The sequence below is a fragment of the Pantoea sp. PNA 14-12 genome (assembly GCF_004364735.1).
GTDB classification, from domain to species: Bacteria; Pseudomonadota; Gammaproteobacteria; order Enterobacterales; family Enterobacteriaceae; genus Pantoea; species Pantoea stewartii.
In genome coordinates this window covers 71,936-88,163 of record NZ_SOAJ01000007.1, presented here as the reverse complement: position 1 = coordinate 88,163, position 16,228 = coordinate 71,936, and the positions used below count along the sequence as shown (strand labels likewise).

16 protein-coding genes are annotated in these 16,228 nt (G+C 54.8%); 11 read left to right on the top strand and 5 right to left on the bottom strand.

Going from position 1 to position 16,228, the window contains the following annotated elements; translation table 11 throughout:
• The first annotated feature begins 29 nt into the window (after nucleotides 1-29).
• Together hemB and C7434_RS19955 are read left to right on the top strand one after the other, a co-directional pair.
• Nucleotides 30-1,007: a porphobilinogen synthase gene (gene hemB / locus C7434_RS19960; RefSeq protein WP_006121079.1), complete on the top strand. Its 978-nt coding sequence runs from the start codon at nucleotides 30-32 to the stop codon at nucleotides 1,005-1,007.
• Nucleotides 1,008-1,293: 286 nt separating this feature from the next.
• The gene (locus C7434_RS19955; RefSeq protein WP_133745845.1) at nucleotides 1,294-1,770 is read left to right on the top strand and encodes a helix-turn-helix domain-containing protein; all 477 of its coding nucleotides are present in this window, start codon (nucleotides 1,294-1,296) and stop codon (nucleotides 1,768-1,770) included.
• A 9-nt stretch (nucleotides 1,771-1,779) separates the two neighbouring features.
• Here the strand turns inward: C7434_RS19955 and C7434_RS19950 are convergent, their stop codons facing one another.
• The 4 genes from C7434_RS19950 to C7434_RS19935 form a co-directional block, all read right to left on the bottom strand.
• Nucleotides 1,780-2,436 (bottom strand): epoxyqueuosine reductase QueH, encoded by a 657-nt coding sequence (locus C7434_RS19950; protein ID WP_006121081.1) that lies wholly within the window; start codon nucleotides 2,434-2,436, stop codon nucleotides 1,780-1,782.
• A gap of 124 nt (nucleotides 2,437-2,560) precedes the next feature.
• Nucleotides 2,561-3,241 carry an SDR family oxidoreductase gene (locus C7434_RS19945; protein WP_033738243.1) on the bottom strand — a complete coding sequence of 227 codons (681 nt, stop codon included), beginning with the start codon at nucleotides 3,239-3,241 and terminating at the stop codon, nucleotides 2,561-2,563.
• Between the two features lie 132 nt (nucleotides 3,242-3,373).
• Entirely contained in the window at nucleotides 3,374-4,195 is an 822-nt protein-coding gene (locus tag C7434_RS19940; protein WP_006121083.1) for a hypothetical protein, read from the bottom strand.
• A 1-nt stretch (nucleotide 4,196) separates the two neighbouring features.
• Nucleotides 4,197-4,394, bottom strand: coding sequence for a hypothetical protein (locus C7434_RS19935; RefSeq protein ID WP_033738245.1), 198 nt, complete (start codon nucleotides 4,392-4,394; stop codon nucleotides 4,197-4,199).
• Nucleotides 4,395-5,003: 609 nt separating this feature from the next.
• Here C7434_RS19935 and C7434_RS19930 point away from each other — a divergent pair.
• The 8 genes from C7434_RS19930 to C7434_RS19895 all read left to right on the top strand — a co-directional run bounded on the left by C7434_RS19930 (nucleotide 5,004) and on the right by C7434_RS19895 (nucleotide 13,254).
• Nucleotides 5,004-5,870 (top strand): MurR/RpiR family transcriptional regulator, encoded by an 867-nt coding sequence (locus C7434_RS19930; RefSeq protein WP_133745844.1) that lies wholly within the window; start codon nucleotides 5,004-5,006, stop codon nucleotides 5,868-5,870.
• 18 nt (nucleotides 5,871-5,888) lie between these two features.
• Nucleotides 5,889-6,473, top strand: coding sequence for a D-alanyl-D-alanine dipeptidase (gene ddpX, locus C7434_RS19925; protein WP_039342773.1), 585 nt, complete (start codon nucleotides 5,889-5,891; stop codon nucleotides 6,471-6,473).
• Nucleotides 6,474-6,475: 2 nt separating this feature from the next.
• A complete protein-coding gene (locus C7434_RS19920) occupies nucleotides 6,476-8,035 on the top strand; it encodes an ABC transporter substrate-binding protein (RefSeq protein WP_205950870.1) in 1,560 nt (519 codons plus the stop codon).
• Nucleotides 8,036-8,089: 54 nt separating this feature from the next.
• The gene (locus tag C7434_RS19915) at nucleotides 8,090-9,106 is read left to right on the top strand and encodes an ABC transporter permease (RefSeq protein ID WP_054632925.1); all 1,017 of its coding nucleotides are present in this window, start codon (nucleotides 8,090-8,092) and stop codon (nucleotides 9,104-9,106) included.
• Between the two features lie 3 nt (nucleotides 9,107-9,109).
• Nucleotides 9,110-10,003: a D,D-dipeptide ABC transporter permease gene (gene ddpC / locus C7434_RS19910; protein ID WP_133745842.1), complete on the top strand. Its 894-nt coding sequence runs from the start codon at nucleotides 9,110-9,112 to the stop codon at nucleotides 10,001-10,003.
• Nucleotides 10,003-10,989: an ABC transporter ATP-binding protein gene (locus C7434_RS19905; RefSeq protein WP_058701451.1), complete on the top strand. Its 987-nt coding sequence runs from the start codon at nucleotides 10,003-10,005 to the stop codon at nucleotides 10,987-10,989. The genes ddpC and C7434_RS19905 overlap by 1 nt, the downstream gene beginning before the upstream one ends.
• A complete protein-coding gene (locus tag C7434_RS19900) occupies nucleotides 10,982-11,932 on the top strand; it encodes an oligopeptide/dipeptide ABC transporter ATP-binding protein (protein WP_133745841.1) in 951 nt (316 codons plus the stop codon). Before C7434_RS19905 ends, C7434_RS19900 begins: the two co-directional genes overlap by 8 nt.
• A 71-nt stretch (nucleotides 11,933-12,003) precedes the next feature.
• On the top strand, nucleotides 12,004-13,254 hold the full coding sequence (locus C7434_RS19895) for a D-amino acid dehydrogenase (RefSeq protein ID WP_039342784.1): 1,251 nt from the start codon (nucleotides 12,004-12,006) through the stop codon (nucleotides 13,252-13,254).
• A 24-nt stretch (nucleotides 13,255-13,278) separates the two neighbouring features.
• Here C7434_RS19895 and C7434_RS19890 read toward each other — a convergent pair whose 3' ends face one another.
• A complete protein-coding gene (locus C7434_RS19890) occupies nucleotides 13,279-14,463 on the bottom strand; it encodes an NAD(P)/FAD-dependent oxidoreductase (protein WP_033738343.1) in 1,185 nt (394 codons plus the stop codon).
• A gap of 241 nt (nucleotides 14,464-14,704) precedes the next feature.
• Between C7434_RS19890 and pitA the strand changes: the two genes are divergently transcribed.
• Nucleotides 14,705-16,207, top strand: a complete 1,503-nt coding sequence (gene pitA / locus C7434_RS19885; RefSeq protein ID WP_033738258.1) for an inorganic phosphate transporter PitA — start codon at nucleotides 14,705-14,707, stop codon at nucleotides 16,205-16,207.
• Nucleotides 16,208-16,228: the final 21 nt, after the last annotated feature.

Genomic DNA, 16,228 nt, shown 5'->3' with positions numbered 1-16,228 from the left:
TCTTATTTGAATTAGCTACGTGAGTAACTATGTCTGATTTTTCCCTTACCCAACGTCCCAGAAGATTGCGCGCCAGCGCATCCATGCGTGCAATGTTTCAGGAGTCCACCCTCAGTATCAACGACCTGGCTTTACCCATTTTTGTTGAGGAAGGCGTTGATGACTATAAAGACATTCAGGCTATGCCAGGCGTAAGGCGTATCCCGGAAAAACGTCTGGCCCACGAGATTGAACGTATCGCCAGGGCAGGCATCCGCTCCGTGATGACCTTCGGGATTTCTCATCATACCGACGCGACCGGCAGCGATGCCTGGAATGAAAACGGCCTGGTCGCACGGATGTCGCGCATTTGCAAAGATACCGTGCCTGAAATGATTGTGATGTCGGATACCTGCTTCTGTGAATACACCAGCCACGGCCACTGCGGCGTGCTGTGCGATCACGGCGTGGATAACGACGCAACCCTTATCAACCTGGGTAAGCAGGCCGTTGTCGCGGCAGCGGCAGGCGCTGACTTTATCGCGCCCTCGGCCGCGATGGATGGTCAGGTGCAGGCTATCCGCCAGGCACTGGATGCTGCGGGCTTTACGCAAACGGCGATTATGTCTTATTCCACCAAATTTGCGTCATCCTTCTACGGCCCGTTCCGTGAAGCCGCCGGAACCGCGCTGAAAGGCGATCGCAAAACGTATCAGATGAACCCCATGAATCGCCGCGAGGCCATTCGCGAATCACTGATTGATGCCGCCGAAGGTGCCGATTCGCTGATGGTGAAACCGGCTGGCGCCTATCTGGACATCCTGCGCGACATTCGTGAACGCACTGAGCTTCCCCTGGCGGCTTATCAGGTCAGCGGTGAATATGCGATGATTAAATTTGCCGCGCAGGCCGGCGCGATTGATGAACGTAACGTGGTGCTTGAGAGCCTGGGGGCCATTAAACGTGCGGGTGCCGATCTGATCTTCAGTTATTTTGCGCTCGACCTGGCGGAGCAAAATCTGCTGTAGGCAGTCGTTCTCTGCGATGCGACAACGTGTCGCAGAGAGGCCTGCTTTAACTTTGCTTAGGGTGACATTTTACTTGCGGCATGGTAACGTGATGTAATAGTACCACAAAGTCACCCCTCCCACCTTTGCAACAAATAATATACATATCACGCATAAATATAATTGCTCATCATGTTATTTCACATCCCTGGAAATAACCATGCACTTCCTTGAAAATCTTTACGTAACGCCTATTTTGAGAAACATATGTTAATTTAAAATCATCCTCATTATTTAAGGGGGTGTTATGAATGAGAACAAATACAATGAGAGCGTAATTATTTCTGTTACTGAATGGATTAATGAAAATCTCGATCAGCGATTAAGCATTGATGATATTGCGGAAAAGGCGGGCTATTCAAAATGGTATCTGCAGAAGTTATTTTCCCGCTATAACGATGAAACGCTTGCACGCTATATTCGCAAGAAGAAATTAATATCCTGTATTAACGATCTCAAAAACAGCCGTACACCTATTATCAACCTGGCCGTTAAATACCATTTTGAAAGCCAACAATCTTTTACGCGCTCGTTTAAACAGATGATGGGCTGTACGCCCAGCGTTTGCCGCAAAAGACAAATGAAAGGGGGAACGGACAGCGCCATGTCCACCGGTGCGCATCCCTGTAGTCTCTGCATACGGACGCCGAAAAAGACAAAAAAGCCGGTTTACAGCGGAATAAATGACACCCGGAGCAGCGACGATTTAATCCGCTTTTTTTAAATACAGGCGTTACTCGTCCGGCTTATAATATTGCACGCCAATCTGAATTCGCTCTCGCCCGTTGGCAACACGATGACGATTGGTATCGCGTAATGAGTAAATACATCCGCAATACTCTTGCTGATAAAAGCTTTCGCGCTTACTGATTTCGATCATACGCGCCGAGCCGCCGCCTTTGCGCCAGTTAAATTCCCAGTAGGTCAAATCGGGATATTTTGCCGCCGCACGGACACCGCAGTCATTAATCTGCTGCATGTTCTTCCATCGGGAAATCCCCAGACAACTGGTGATAACAGGAAAACCATTTTCATGCGCATAGAGCGCCGTACGCTCAAAACGCATATCGAAGCACATGGTGCATCGCTCACCACGCTCAGGCTCCCATTCCATGCCTTTGGCCCGTTTAAACCAGTCATCACGATCGTAATCTGCATCGACAAAAGGCACATTAAACTTTTCAGCAAAGCGGATATTCTCCTCTTTACGCAGTTCGTACTCTTTAAGCGGATGAATATTCGGGTTATAGAAATAGATCGTGTATTCAATGCCGGAGGCCAGCATGGCTTCCATGACTTCCCCTGAACAGGGCGCACAGCAGGAGTGCAGAAGCACTTTTTTGTGTCCACCGGGCAACGGTAGCGGTTGACGCTGATAGGGCTGAGACATAAGCACCTTCAATCAATGAAATAAAAAAGGCAGTGTAATGCCGGGACTGGTCTGTTGCAAAACTTCAGTGTATCGGATCGCCCCTGCCTGTCGTGAAGGCCTGAGGGCGAATTCCTTTACGCCATTACCATTGCAGCGTTTTTCCCGCGTAGTCCACATAGTGGTGACCACCGCGCCCCTGAAACATCGTCAACTGCGTGAAGATCCCTTCCGCGCTTTTTTCAGCCGTAAGGGGGGCCTTATCGCCGCCCATATCCGTTTTCACCCAGCCGGGATGCAGCGTTAACAGCGTGCCATTCTGCGCTTCTACCCCTCTGGCAAGGGAACGGGTCAACATATTGAGCGCCGCTTTACTGGCCGAATACAGAGGAGCGTCCGCGCTGCGGTTCTCATTCAGGCTGGCAAGCTGCGAAGACGTTAACGCAATCACGCCCTTTTGCTGATTCAGCAACGGCAGCAAAATCTCAGCGCAACGTACCGGCGCGACGGCATTGGTCAGGAACAGCTGCATCAGTTCGCTGTCATCCGTCTCGGCCAACTTTTGATGCGCTGGCCCGTAAACGCCTGCATTAATCAAAATGGCGTCATAAGGCTCTCCACTCAGCTGGACCGCAACGTGTTTAACCGCGTCGGTATCCGTTATATCCACTTGATGCCAGTCAACCTCAGGGTGCTCGCCTTGTGGCGGAATAGCACTGCGGTAAGTGGCCGTCACCTGCCAGTGATGGGCTACAAACGCGTTAACCACGGCGAGTCCGATGCCGCGTGACGCGCCGATAACTAAGATTTTCCCCTGATGAGCCATAGGATTGTCCTCGTTGATGAAGTCAGTAAGCAGAGTAGAGGCGGGTTAGCGCACGCACTGCATCATACAGGCTGTTTTGTGCGGATACCGCCGCTCCGACCCTGCTGTGTGTCCTGATACGCCCTGCCTGGGTTACTCAATCTGCTGATCAGGCGGCGAAGATTTGTTGCCATCCCGGCTCTTTTCCACACTCTGCGGATGATCTTCTCCCATTGCCAGGGCTGTCGCGCTGGCGGGATCGAACAATGAGAAGCTCTCGATCTGGTCCAGCATGATCACTTTGCGAAACGCCATGGCATTTTTGGGTTCTGAATCCAGCGTGATGCCGTGCTCGGCGTACCAGCTACTGTAATTATGTTCGACCGCCAGCTTTAATGTATGGCTGTCGCGATAACCGCTCAGCATCGGAATGAGCACGATATTGGCGGTGCTTTCATATTCAAAAGTTGCCGCATGCACCATGCCTATGTAGATGCGTCGCGATTTTAGCGTGATCCATGCCAGTTCCCCCTCCTCCATGCACTGGAAAAGCATCTGCTCGACGCCGTTAGAACGGGAGAGTTTTTGATAGAGGTCTTTTCGGCCAGAGACATTCAGCCGTGCGCTGCCCGCCCAGTTCGAGCGATAAAGGCAAAACAGAATGGCGAAGGTCAGCATAATGACTACCGGTGCCTGAATACCTAAAAAGCTCCAGTTCATAAACTTCATTTGCAGCTGAAGATGATCGCCGGGGAAAATATAAAGCGCGTTGGAAACGGAGGAAATAATAAATAAGACAAACCAAATAAATGCGGTGGCAAAAACCCCCTGAAGCACGAATATACAACCGTATAACGCCACCAGAAAATAGACATCCCAGCCTGAGGTACGGCGCATTTTGAAACGGCTGGAAAGATCCCGACTGGTGTACCAGTAACCACTTACCATCAATACCATAAAAATCGCGGTACCCACCTCAGACTCCTTTTAAGCTATTGACGTGCCGGTTGAAATCCTCCTTTACTTCCTCACTGAGGATATTGACCGCGGCGTTACCGTTTTCATCGATAATAATGCGCTCACCATCGGCAATGGAGTCGTTTATGTCCTGGCGGCTCATTATCTGGAGGAATTTATCCGGGCTGGCGAACAAGGAACGAACAAAGCTGATCATGACAGGTCACTTACTGAGTTAAAAAACACAAGTATGTGACCGAATTGGCTTTGCTGCCATTTTATTGCCGGTAAACATTCTTAAAAGCCTGATTAACGAAGCGGTAAATGTTGCTGATTTTTTCGCGTTCTGCTCTCCCCCTTTATAAAAGATGGCGAAACGAATTCATTCATCCCTGACGATGATGCCCTTCTTAACGCTATCCGGTCTGCCCGATGCACGCCATAAAACGACAGGGCACAAACCGCTTTTGTCGCCTGATGGCAGCTCATCGCGGCGGTCGACAGCGCCGTGCATCGTACGCACCTTGTTGCCGGCCCCGACGTAAAGGATCGGCCACTTGCTCGTACGCGGAAAGAGAAACATCGTTTCTTCAGTCTGGATCACATAACCGGGTTATTTTGTTGCACTAGTGTGATGCAAGTTTCAATTACGTTGCACCTCGATTGCGCTTAATTTATCGGCAGGTTATCAACTCCACCATTCCGTTGCACATAATCACCTGACGTGGCTGTTTTTTAACAGGCCAGGGCAAACTGGCATGCATTGTGCTTGTTACTTCAATAACAACATTGCGAGCAATGACAGCCAGGTAACATTGAGGACGACATGAGCGCTCACACCGAACTGCTGAAAAAAATCGAGGCTGCCATTAGCCAGCAAACGCCCAGCGAAAAACGGATAAGTTCGTGGCTGCTCAGCCATTCCGAACAAATCCCCTTTGAAACGGCGGACAGCATTGCCCAAGCGACCGGCACCAGCGGAATTACTGTCGGGCGTTATTTGCGCAAGCTGGGATTTAAAAATCTTGATGATGTGAAAAACCTGCTGCGCGATGTGCCGAATACGCCGTACAAGCAATGGGGCGTGATTGACCGTCTTGATTCATGGGAGCAGCAACGCATGCTGCCGGATCCGGCCAGTCAGTCATTACAAATGGAGTTAGAGGCTATCCGCTATGTCTACCAGCTGGCGCAGACGGAGACCTTTCGCCATATCAGCCAGCAAATAGCCGAGGCCGAAACCGTCATCGTGTTGGGGATTCAGTCCACCCGGGGCATCGCGAACACCTTCTTCAGTCATCTGGAATATCTGCGACCGCGCGTGACCTATGCCGATGGCAGCTCGGGCAGTTGGCTGGAGTCGCTGAACTCCGAGTCGTCAAAGCCTTACGTCATTCTTACGGATACGCGAGCCTATTCCACCGTAGCAAGACAGTTTTGTCGGGTCGCCACCGCACGTGGCGTGTCGATGGCGCTGGTTACCGATATCTGGTGTCCGTGGGCCCGGGATTATCCGGTGGATTTACTCCAGGTAAAAACGGACACCGCCAATTTTTGGGATTCGCTGGCCCCCATCAGTTGCCTTTTCAACCTTCTGCTGTCTGCAGTTGTCGAACGCCTTGGCCCCGCGCTTTCTCAGCGCCTGGCACAAAACCGACTGTTGCAGCAGGAATTTGGTCAGTTTGAACATTGATAAAACAGGGATTACAGAATGATGCAGGAAACAGAGCTGGTCGATATCGCAGTGGCCTTTCCGGCGCTGACTATCGATCTGAAATATGCCACCGCCGATAACATCACGGGCCAGCCCATCTACAGCGTAGCCCGCTGCCTGCTGCATCCCGATGCCGCCGTCGCGCTGGAGAAAAGTATTGCTATTGCCAGCGTGGCGGGTTTTACGCTGCTGGTACTGGACGCCTATCGCCCACAAAAAGCGCAGGAGCTGCTGTGGCACGCCTGTCCTGATCAGAATTACGTCGTGCCTTTATCGCAAGGCTCGAATCACAGCCGTGGCACCGCGATTGATGTCACGCTAATCGATGCTGACGGGCACATTCTGGATATGGGAACCGGGTTTGATGAAATGCAGGCGCTGTCGCACCCCTATCATCCCGACGTGCCGCTGGCTGCTCAGCGCAACAGGCTACTGCTTAATGCCGTGATGTTTGGCGGTGGCTTTACTGGCATTGCGACCGAATGGTGGCATTTCGAGTTACCGGAAGCGGCCCGTTATCCGCTGATTAACGATGTTTTCACCTGCATATCCCCAGCCCAGACTGACGGAGTTTTACCATGACAATGACGCACACAGCACCCCGTTATTTTCGCCCTTTGTTACTTGCTATTACCCTCGCGGCCACGACGACATCCGTGCTGGCTGCGGTACCGAAAGACATGCTGGTGATCGGGAAAGCGGCCGATCCGCAGACGCTGGATCCGGCGGTGACGATTGATAACAATGACTGGACCGTTACGTATCCTGCCTACCAGCGCCTGATCAAATACAAAACAGAAGACGGTAAAGGCACCACGGAGATCGAGGGCGATCTGGCTCAAAGCTGGCAGAGTAGTGACGATGGCAAGGTCTGGACGTTTACGCTACGTCCGGATGCCGCCTTTGCCGATGGCTCACCCGTGAATGCTGAGGCGGTTAAGCTCTCTTTTGAGCGTCTGATGCGTATCAAACAAGGCCCGTCGGAAGCCTTTCCAGCCGACATGAAAGTCGAGGTAGTCGATCCGCATACCGTGCGTTTCACGCTGAACACCCCGTTCGCACCGTTTCTTTATACGCTCGCGAATGACGGCGCGTCCATTATTAACCCTGCCGTGCTGAAAGCGAACGCCGCCGATGATGCGCGCGGCTATCTGGCCGAGCATACCGCAGGATCCGGTGCCTATATGCTGCAACGCTGGCAGAAAGGTCAGCAGCTGGTGCTGGTGCCTAACCCGCACTTTACGGGGCCTAAACCGGCCTTTAAGCGCGTTTCCGTGAAAATTATCAGCGAAAGCTCTGCCCGTCGTTTGCAGCTGGCAAAAGGCGATGTCGATATTGCCGATGCGTTACCGGTAGACCAGTTCGCCGCGCTGAAGAAGCAAGGCGACGTTGCCGTCATGGATTATCCCGCCCTGCGTGTGACCTACCTCTATCTGAACAACAGCAAAGCACCGCTGAATCAGCCTGATTTACGCAGAGCGATCTCCTGGGCTACCGACTACCAGGGCATGGTACAGGGCATTCTGGGCGGCAACGGTAAACAGATGCGCGGTCCGATTCCGGAAGGCATGTGGGGCTATGATCCTCAGGCCATGCAGTACAGCTTTAACATGGATAAAGCCAGGGCTGAACTGGCTAAACTGCCCAGCAAACCGCAGACGTTGTCCTTTCTCTATTCGGACAACGATCCAAACTGGGAGCCGATTGCCCTTTCCATGCAGGCCAATCTGAAGACGCTGGGCATCAACGTTAAGCTGGAAAAACTGGCCAACGCCACCATGCGCGAGCGTATCGGTAAAGCGGACTATGACATTGCCATTGGCAACTGGAGCCCGGATTTTGCCGATCCCTACATGTTCATGAACTACTGGTTTGAATCAGACAAAAAAGGTCTGCCCGGCAACCGCTCTTTTTATTCCAACCCGGCGGTTGATGCGCTGCTGAAGAAAGCGGTTTCCACGACCAGTCAGGCTGAACGGACCCGCGATTACCAGCAGGCCGAGCAGATCGTGATTAACGATGCGGCTTACGTGTATTTATTCCAGAAAAATTATCAGGTTGCGATGAATAAGTCGGTTAAAGGCTACGTGTTTAATCCGATGCTGGAGCAAATCTTTAACCTCGCCACCATGCATAAAGAATAACAACCTTCACGCCCGTTCACGCAGGGCCTGCCTGGCCCTGCTGAGGAAGACATGATGAGTTACTGGAGTCTGTTAAGACAGCGTAGCTGGGGACTGCTGTTGGTGGTCGCTGGCGTCTGCGTCATTACGTTTATTATTTCGCATCTTATTCCCGGGGATCCGGCCAGGCTGCTGGCCGGCGATCGTGCGAGTGATGAAATTGTCCAACACATCCGCCAGCAGTTAGGGCTGGACTTACCGCTGTGGCAACAATTTATCCGTTATGTACAGCAACTTTTGCATGGCGATCTGGGCACCTCGATCCGCACAGGCCGCCCGGTGTTAGACGATTTGCGGGCATTCTTTCCCGCCACGCTGGAGCTGGCCTTTTGTGCGCTGTTGATCGCGCTGCTGGTCGGCGTGCCGCTGGGCGTGCTTTCTGCCGTTTATCGCAACCGCTGGCTTGATCATCTGGTGCGTCTGCTGGCGCTGACCGGTATTTCGACCCCGGCGTTCTGGCTGGGACTGGGTGCCATCGTCCTGTTTTATGGCAAGTTGAACCTGCTGCCCGGCGGCGGACGCCTGGATGACTGGCTTGATCCACCCACACGCATCACCGGTTTCTACCTGGTTGATGCCTTGCTGGAGGGCAATACTGAGGTCTTTATGAACGCCCTGCAGCATCTGATTTTGCCTGCCACCACGCTGGCCTTTGTCCATCTGGGCATCGTGGCGCGTCAGATTCGCTCGGCCATGCTGGAACAGTTGAGCGAAGACTATATTCGCACCGCGCTGGCGAGCGGACTGCCTAAGTTTACTATCGTCGTGCGCTATGCCCTGCCCAACGCCCTGATCCCCTCTGTGACCGTGCTGGGGCTGGCCCTGGGTGACCTGCTGTATGGTGCCGTCCTGACCGAAACCGTGTTTGCCTGGCCCGGTATGGGCGCGTACGTGGTGTCCTCGATTCAGGCACTCGATTTTCCCGCCGTGATGGGTTTTGCCATCGTCGTGTCCTTTGCGTACGTGCTGGTCAACCTGTTTGTGGATCTTCTTTATCTGTGGATTGACCCGCGCATGGGTCGGGGAGCGTAACGCATGATGATGACGCAAGAACAGCCTGCTGTACGTCAGGCGAAACCCACGCTTCTCGTCTGGAAGCGTCGGCTCTGGATGGTGCGTAAAAGTCCACTGACCCTGCTGGGGGCCGCCATTATTGTCCTGATGCTGGGATTGATGGTGTTCTCGCCCTGGCTGGTGCCCCACGATCCGAATGCCATCAGTTTGACCGACCGTCTTCAGCCGCCCAGTGCTGTGCACTGGTTTGGCACCGATGAAGTGGGCCGGGATCTGTTTAGTCGCGTGTTGGTCGGCAGCCAGCAGTCTGTCGCGGCCGGACTGGCCGTGGTGTTGCTGGCGGGCATCAGCGGTTCATTACTGGGCTGTCTGTCCGGTGTTCTGGGTGGTCGCAGCGATGCGCTCATTATGCGCCTGATGGACATCATGCTGTCTATCCCTTCGCTGGTGCTGACCATGGCGCTGGCCGCGGCGCTGGGACCGAGCCTGTTTAACGCCATGCTCGCCATCGCCATTGTGCGTATTCCTTTTTACGTCCGGCTGGCACGCGGTCAGACGTTGATTGTCAGACAGCATACCTTTGTCGAAGCCGCCAAAACCTTTGGTGCCTCGCGCTGGCATCTGATTAGCTGGCATATCCTGCGTAATGCACTGCCGCCGCTGGTGGTACAGGCCTCGCTGGATATCGGCAGCGCCATTCTGATGGCCGCGACGCTGGGCTTCATTGGCTTAGGCGCGCAGCAACCGACCGCTGAATGGGGCGCGATGGTGGCGAACGGGCGCAACTACGTGCTGGACCAGTGGTGGTACTGCACCTTCCCCGGCGCGGCGATCTTAATCACCGCCGTTGGATTCAATTTGTTTGGCGATGGGATTCAGGATCTGCTGGATCCGAAAGCAGGAGGACGTCACTGATGCAAGAGAGAATCCTGACGATTGAGGATTTACGCCTCAGTTTCCCGGTCTATCAGGGCGAGGTGAATGTGCTGAACAATGTGTCCATGCACATTAACCGTGGTGAAATTGTCGGCGTAGTCGGGGAATCCGGTTCGGGGAAATCGGTCACCGCCATGCTGGCGATGCGGCTGATTCCCGAACACAGCTATCAGATCAAAAGCGGCAAACTGGAACTGGCGGGACAGAATGTCCTGACCGCCAGTGAGGCCGCGATGCGTAAAATGCGCGGCAATCGCGTTGCCATGATCTTTCAGGAACCCATGACCGCCCTGAATCCCACTCGCCGCATCGGCAAGCAGATGGTGGATGTCATTCGACAACATCGTCCCGTGTCAGCCCGTGAGGCCAACGCACGGGCGCTTGCGCTGTTGGGCGATATGCAAATCGCGGACGCAAAGAACGTGATGGCGCGCTATCCCTTCGAGCTTTCCGGCGGCATGCGTCAGCGCGTCATGATCGCCCTGGCCTTTTCCTGTGAACCCGATCTGCTGATTGCCGATGAACCCACGACCGCGCTGGATGTCACCGTACAGCGTCAGGTACTGCGCCTGTTAAAACAAAAAGCGGAGGCAACGGGCACAGCGGTGCTGTTTATCAGCCACGATATGGCGGTGGTTTCGCAGTTGTGCGACCGGATTTACGTCATGTACGCCGGCGCAGTCATTGAAAGCGGCCTGACGGAAACCGTCCTGCATTCACCGAGCCATCCCTATTCCATTGGCCTGCTTGCCTGCTCGCCCGATGCCAGCGAACCGCGCGCCCCGTTGGCGTCCATTTCCGGCACCGTCCCCAACCTGACCTGCCTGCCCTCGGGCTGTGCGTTTCGCGAGCGCTGCTTCGCGGCAGGCGAACGCTGCACCCGCGCACCACGTTTACAGGCGACGGGCAACGCTGCCCAGCAGGTGGCCTGCTGGTATCCACAACAGGAGACGCGCCATGTCTGATGCTCTGCTCACGCTACAAAACGTACACGTTGCCTTTCCTGCGAAGAAGAACTGGCGTGGCAAAGTGACGGAACGGGTTCATGCACTGAATGGCCTGGATATCCAGGTCAGACAGGGCGAAACGCTGGGCATTGTCGGTGAATCCGGTTGCGGCAAAAGCACCCTGGCGAAACTGTTGATGGGCATGCTGAGTCCGACAACGGGTCAGCTTGACCTGGCCACCGCCGCTGGCGGAGGCCGGGAACGTCGCATGCAAATGGTCTTTCAGGATCCGCTCTCGTCACTGGATCCCCGCCTGCCGGTCTGGCGTATCATGACCGAACCGGTCTGGATTCAGTCACGCGCGTCAGAAAAAACGCGACGCGCCCTGGCTGAATCCCTGGCCCGTCAGGTGGGGATTCGCCCGGAATACCTGGACCGTCCACCGCATGCGTTTTCCGGCGGTCAGCGTCAACGCATTGCCATCGCCCGGGCACTGTCCTCCCAACCCGACATCATTGTGCTGGATGAACCTACCTCGGCACTGGATATTTCTGTCCAGGCGCAGATTCTGAACCTGCTGGTGGAACTGCAACAGCAGTACAATCTGACGTATATCCTGATCTCTCACAACGTCTCGGTCGTCCGTCACATGAGCGATCGCGTTGCGGTCATGTATCTGGGCCAGATTGTCGAACTGGGCGCGGCTCAGCACGTTCTCGATTCGCCTCAGCATCCCTATACGCAATTGCTGATGGACTCTGTGCCACGCATTGGCGCGCCGCTGGAGGGGGCTCCCGTCAACACCGAACTACCGGGTAACCGCCACCTGCCAACCGGCTGTTTCTTTCGCGATCGCTGTCCGCAGGCAACAAGTGGCTGTGCCACGCCTCAGTCTTTGCGCGTTCAGGATGACGGGCGGGCGGTCAGGTGCTGGCTGGCCCATAACCTTATGCATGCCTGATTCACAACACATCAAGCGGGTGGCGCAACGCGACCACCTTTTAACGATCACTCTTTCAGGAAGACATTGCGATGAAAATCATTGTGCTTGGCAGCGGCGTGGTGGGCGTCACCACCGCCTGGTATCTGCAGCAGGCAGGGCATCAGGTCACCGTGATCGAACGCGAAGCGGGCCCGGCATTGGGTACCAGCGCCGCCAACGCCGGTCAGATCTCGCCTGGCTACGCCGCGCCCTGGGCCGCACCAGGCGTGCCGCTTAAAGCGGTGAAGTGGATGGTGCAGCGCCATGCGCCCCTTTCGGTACGGCCGGATGGATCTCGCTTCCAGCTGGCCTGGATGATGCAAATGCTGAAAAACTGCAATCCTCACAGCTATGCCGTCAATAAAGCCAGGATGGTCAGACTGGCAGAGTACAGCCGTGACTGTATCAGTGCGCTGCGGGCCAGCACAGGAATTGAATATGAAGGACGCCAGGGCGGCACCCTGCAGCTGTTTCGCACAGAACAGCAGTTTGAAAACGCAGCGCGTGATATTGCCGTGCTGCAGGAGGCTGGCGTGCCGTATCAACTGCTTGAAGCCGACCAGCTGGCGACCGTCGAACCTGCACTGGCTGACGTCAAGCACAAGTTGACGGGAGGTTTACGGTTGCCTAACGATGAGACTGGCGATTGCCAGCTGTTTACCCAGCGACTTGCCGCCCTGGCGCGCGATGCCGGCGTCACGTTCCGCTTTAACACGCAGGTGGATGCGCTACTGACCGAAGGTGACAGGATCAGCGGGATTGTCTGTGGCGATCAGACGCTGACGGCGGACGGGTACGTTATGGCATTTGGCGCTTACTCTACCCAGTTGCTTCGACCACTGATGTACATTCCGGTGTATCCGCTGAAAGGCTATTCCCTGACGATTCCCCTCGCCGATGAGGCCGGTGCCCCGGTTTCCACGGTACTGGATGAAACCTATAAAATTGCCATCACGCGTTTTGATAATCGCATCCGCGTCGGTGGTATGGCGGAAATCGTGGGATACAGCAAAACCCTGCTGCCCGCGAGACGGCAAACGCTTGAAATGGTGGTAAACGACCTTTATCCCCGTGGCGGCCGCGTTGAGCAGGCGACCTTCTGGACCGGATTACGGCCGATGACGCCTGACGGCACGCCGATTGTCGGTCATACACATTTCACCAACCTGTGGCTGAACACCGGACATGGCACGCTGGGCTGGACGATGGCCTGCGGATCCGGCCAGCTGTTAAGTGATGTGATTTCAGGCAAACAGCCCGAGATTGCGCACGCAGACTATGCGGTTTCGCGCTATGCCTGAGCGCGTCACTGATGGCGAAGCTCGTTACACGGCCTGCGCGCAAGCCCAGGCCGAGCTCCAGGCCCACTGGAAATTATAGCCTCCCAGCCAGCCGGTCACGTCAACGACTTCACCGATAAAATAGAGTCCCGGCACGTCACGTGCTTCCATTGTTTTAGAGGACAGCTGAGTCGTATCCACACCGCCCAGCGTGACTTCAGCGGTACGGTAACCCTCCGTGCCGTTGGGCTGCACCTGCCAGTTGTGCAACGTCTGCACCAGCGCTGACTGCTGCTTGCTGTTCAGTTGCTTCAGCGTGACATCCGGCACCACCTGCATTTCCTGTAAAATTTCGACCAGGCGCTTAGGCAGAATTTTCGCCAAACTGTTTTTCAGACTCAGATTCGGGTGCGCGTCACGCTGAATCGTGAGGAACGCATCCAGCGGCGTGGCAGGCGAGAGATTGACCGAGATAAACTCACCCGGCTGCCAGTAGCTGGAAATCTGCAAGACCGCCGGGCCGGACAGGCCACGATGGGTAAACAGCATCGCCTCTTTGAAGACGGTGCCGTCTTTCGCTTCGATGGTCGTGTCCAGCGCCACACCGGACAGTGTCTGCAGTTGTTCAAGCAGGGGTTTATGCAGCGTAAAGGGCACCAGGGCGGCACGGGTTGGCAACACCGTTAACCCAAACTGCTCGGCCACTTTATAGCCAAACGGTGACGCGCCCAGGCCCGGCATGGAAAGCCCGCCGCTGGCGATGACCAGCTTCTCTGCCTGTACGCTGCTGCCGTTGAGCTGCAGGACGTAGCCCGCTTCGTCGCGGGTTACACTCAGGATTTCGCTGCGCAAACGCAGGGTCACACGCCCCTTTTCACACTCGGCGAGCAGGAGATCGACCATCTGCTGCGCAGACTCATCGCAAAACAGTTGCCCCAGCGTTTTCTCGTGCCAGGCAATGCCGTGACGATTCACCAGATCGATAAAATCCCATTGGGTATAACGCGCCAGCGCTGACTTACAGAAATGGGGATTATTCGACAGGTAGGCGGCCGGTTCGGTATAGAGATTGGTGAAATTGCAGCGCCCGCCGCCTGACATTAAAATCTTGCGGCCCGGCTTTTTGCCGTTATCCAGCAGTAATACGCGGCGACCGCGCTGTCCAGCCTGCGCGGCACAAAAAAGCCCCGCGGCCCCTGCTCCAATCACGATAACGTCAAACTGTTCCACTGCCATTGTCCACCTGATAAAAGAGGGGCAGATTGTAGTGATCTGCCTGCGTTGATGCCAGTGTCAAAAAATTGCCGCAATTATGTCATAATGTAACTTTATAATTTTTAAGGAATTTACGCCTTTAAGCTTACAAAATTGACACTTTTAAGCCGGTTCAGGTCTATATTTTCCTTTCCCAGACCACATATTGTCGCGGATAATGCGCCGCGTTCATGTCCTCCAAAATGGCGTAACGTCTATGCTACATCTGTTTGCTGGTCTCGATCTTAGCACCGGCCTGTTACTGGTTCTTGCTCTGCTGTTTGTATTGTTTTACGAAGCAATTAACGGCTTCCATGATACGGCCAACGCGGTTGCGACGGTCATCTATACACGCGCTATGCGTGCTCAGCTTGCTGTGTTAATGGCTGGGGTATTCAATTTCTTTGGCGTGCTGCTCGGCGGATTAAGCGTGGCTTACGCCATCGTGCATATGCTCCCGACCGATCTGCTGCTCAATGTTGGCTCCGCTCACGGTCTTGCTATGGTCTTCTCCATGCTGCTGGCCGCGATTATCTGGAACCTGGGAACGTGGTATTTAGGGCTTCCGGCCTCCAGTTCTCACACCCTGATCGGCGCGATTATCGGTATTGGCCTGACCAATGCGTTAATGAGCGGGACATCGGTGGTGGATGCGCTTAACATTCCGAAAGTGCTGAATATCTTCCTGTCGCTCATTCTCTCCCCCATTGTCGGTCTGGTGATTGCGGGCAGCCTGATTTTCCTTCTGCGCCGTTACTGGAGCAACACTAAAAAGCGTGCACGCATTCATATGACGCCCGCTGACCGTGAGAAGATTGACGGCAAGAAAAAACCGCCTTTCTGGACCCGTACCGCCCTGATTGTCTCCGCCATTGGCGTCAGTTATTCACATGGTGCTAACGACGGGCAAAAAGGCATTGGTCTGATTATGCTGGTCCTGATTGGCGTTGCGCCAGCGGGCTTTGTGGTCAATATGAACGCGTCGGGTTACGACATCACGCGAACGCGCGATGCTGTGAATCACCTGGAACAGTATTACCAGCAGCACAGCGAATCACTGACCCATATTATCCAGATGGCACCGCCTAAGCTGCCCACGCCGGAAGAAGTCGAACCCACCAGTCCCAAAGAGTTTCACTGCGACAGTGCGCGTGCGCTTCAGGCCGTGCAGCGTGCGCAGGTGCTTCTGAACAATCTGCAAAATTACAATGACTTGTCGGTTGAGCAACGCAGCCAGATGCGTCGCCTCTTGTTGTGTATTTCCGATACGGCCGATAAAGCGGCGAAGCTGCCGGAAACCTCGCCAGAGGATAAACGCTTCCTGGGCAAGCTCAAAGGCGACCTGCTGAACACCATTGAGTACGCCCCGGTGTGGATTATCATGGCGGTCGCACTGGCATTGGGAATCGGCACGATGATTGGCTGGCGCCGTGTGGCCACCACCATCGGTGAGAAAATCGGTAAAAAAGGCATGACGTATGCGCAGGGCATGTCGGCGCAGGTTACTGCCGCAGTGTCCATAGGGATTGCCAGCTACACCGGCATGCCGGTTTCCACGACCCACATCCTCTCGTCTTCCGTGGCCGGCACCATGCTGGTCGACGGTGGCGGACTGCAGAGTAAAACGATCAAAAACATCGCCATGGCCTGGGTTTTCACCCTGCCGGTCTGTATTTTGTTATCAGGTTCACTCTACTGGATAGCGCTGAAGCTCATCTGAGTAAGCAGCACATCAGGGCGA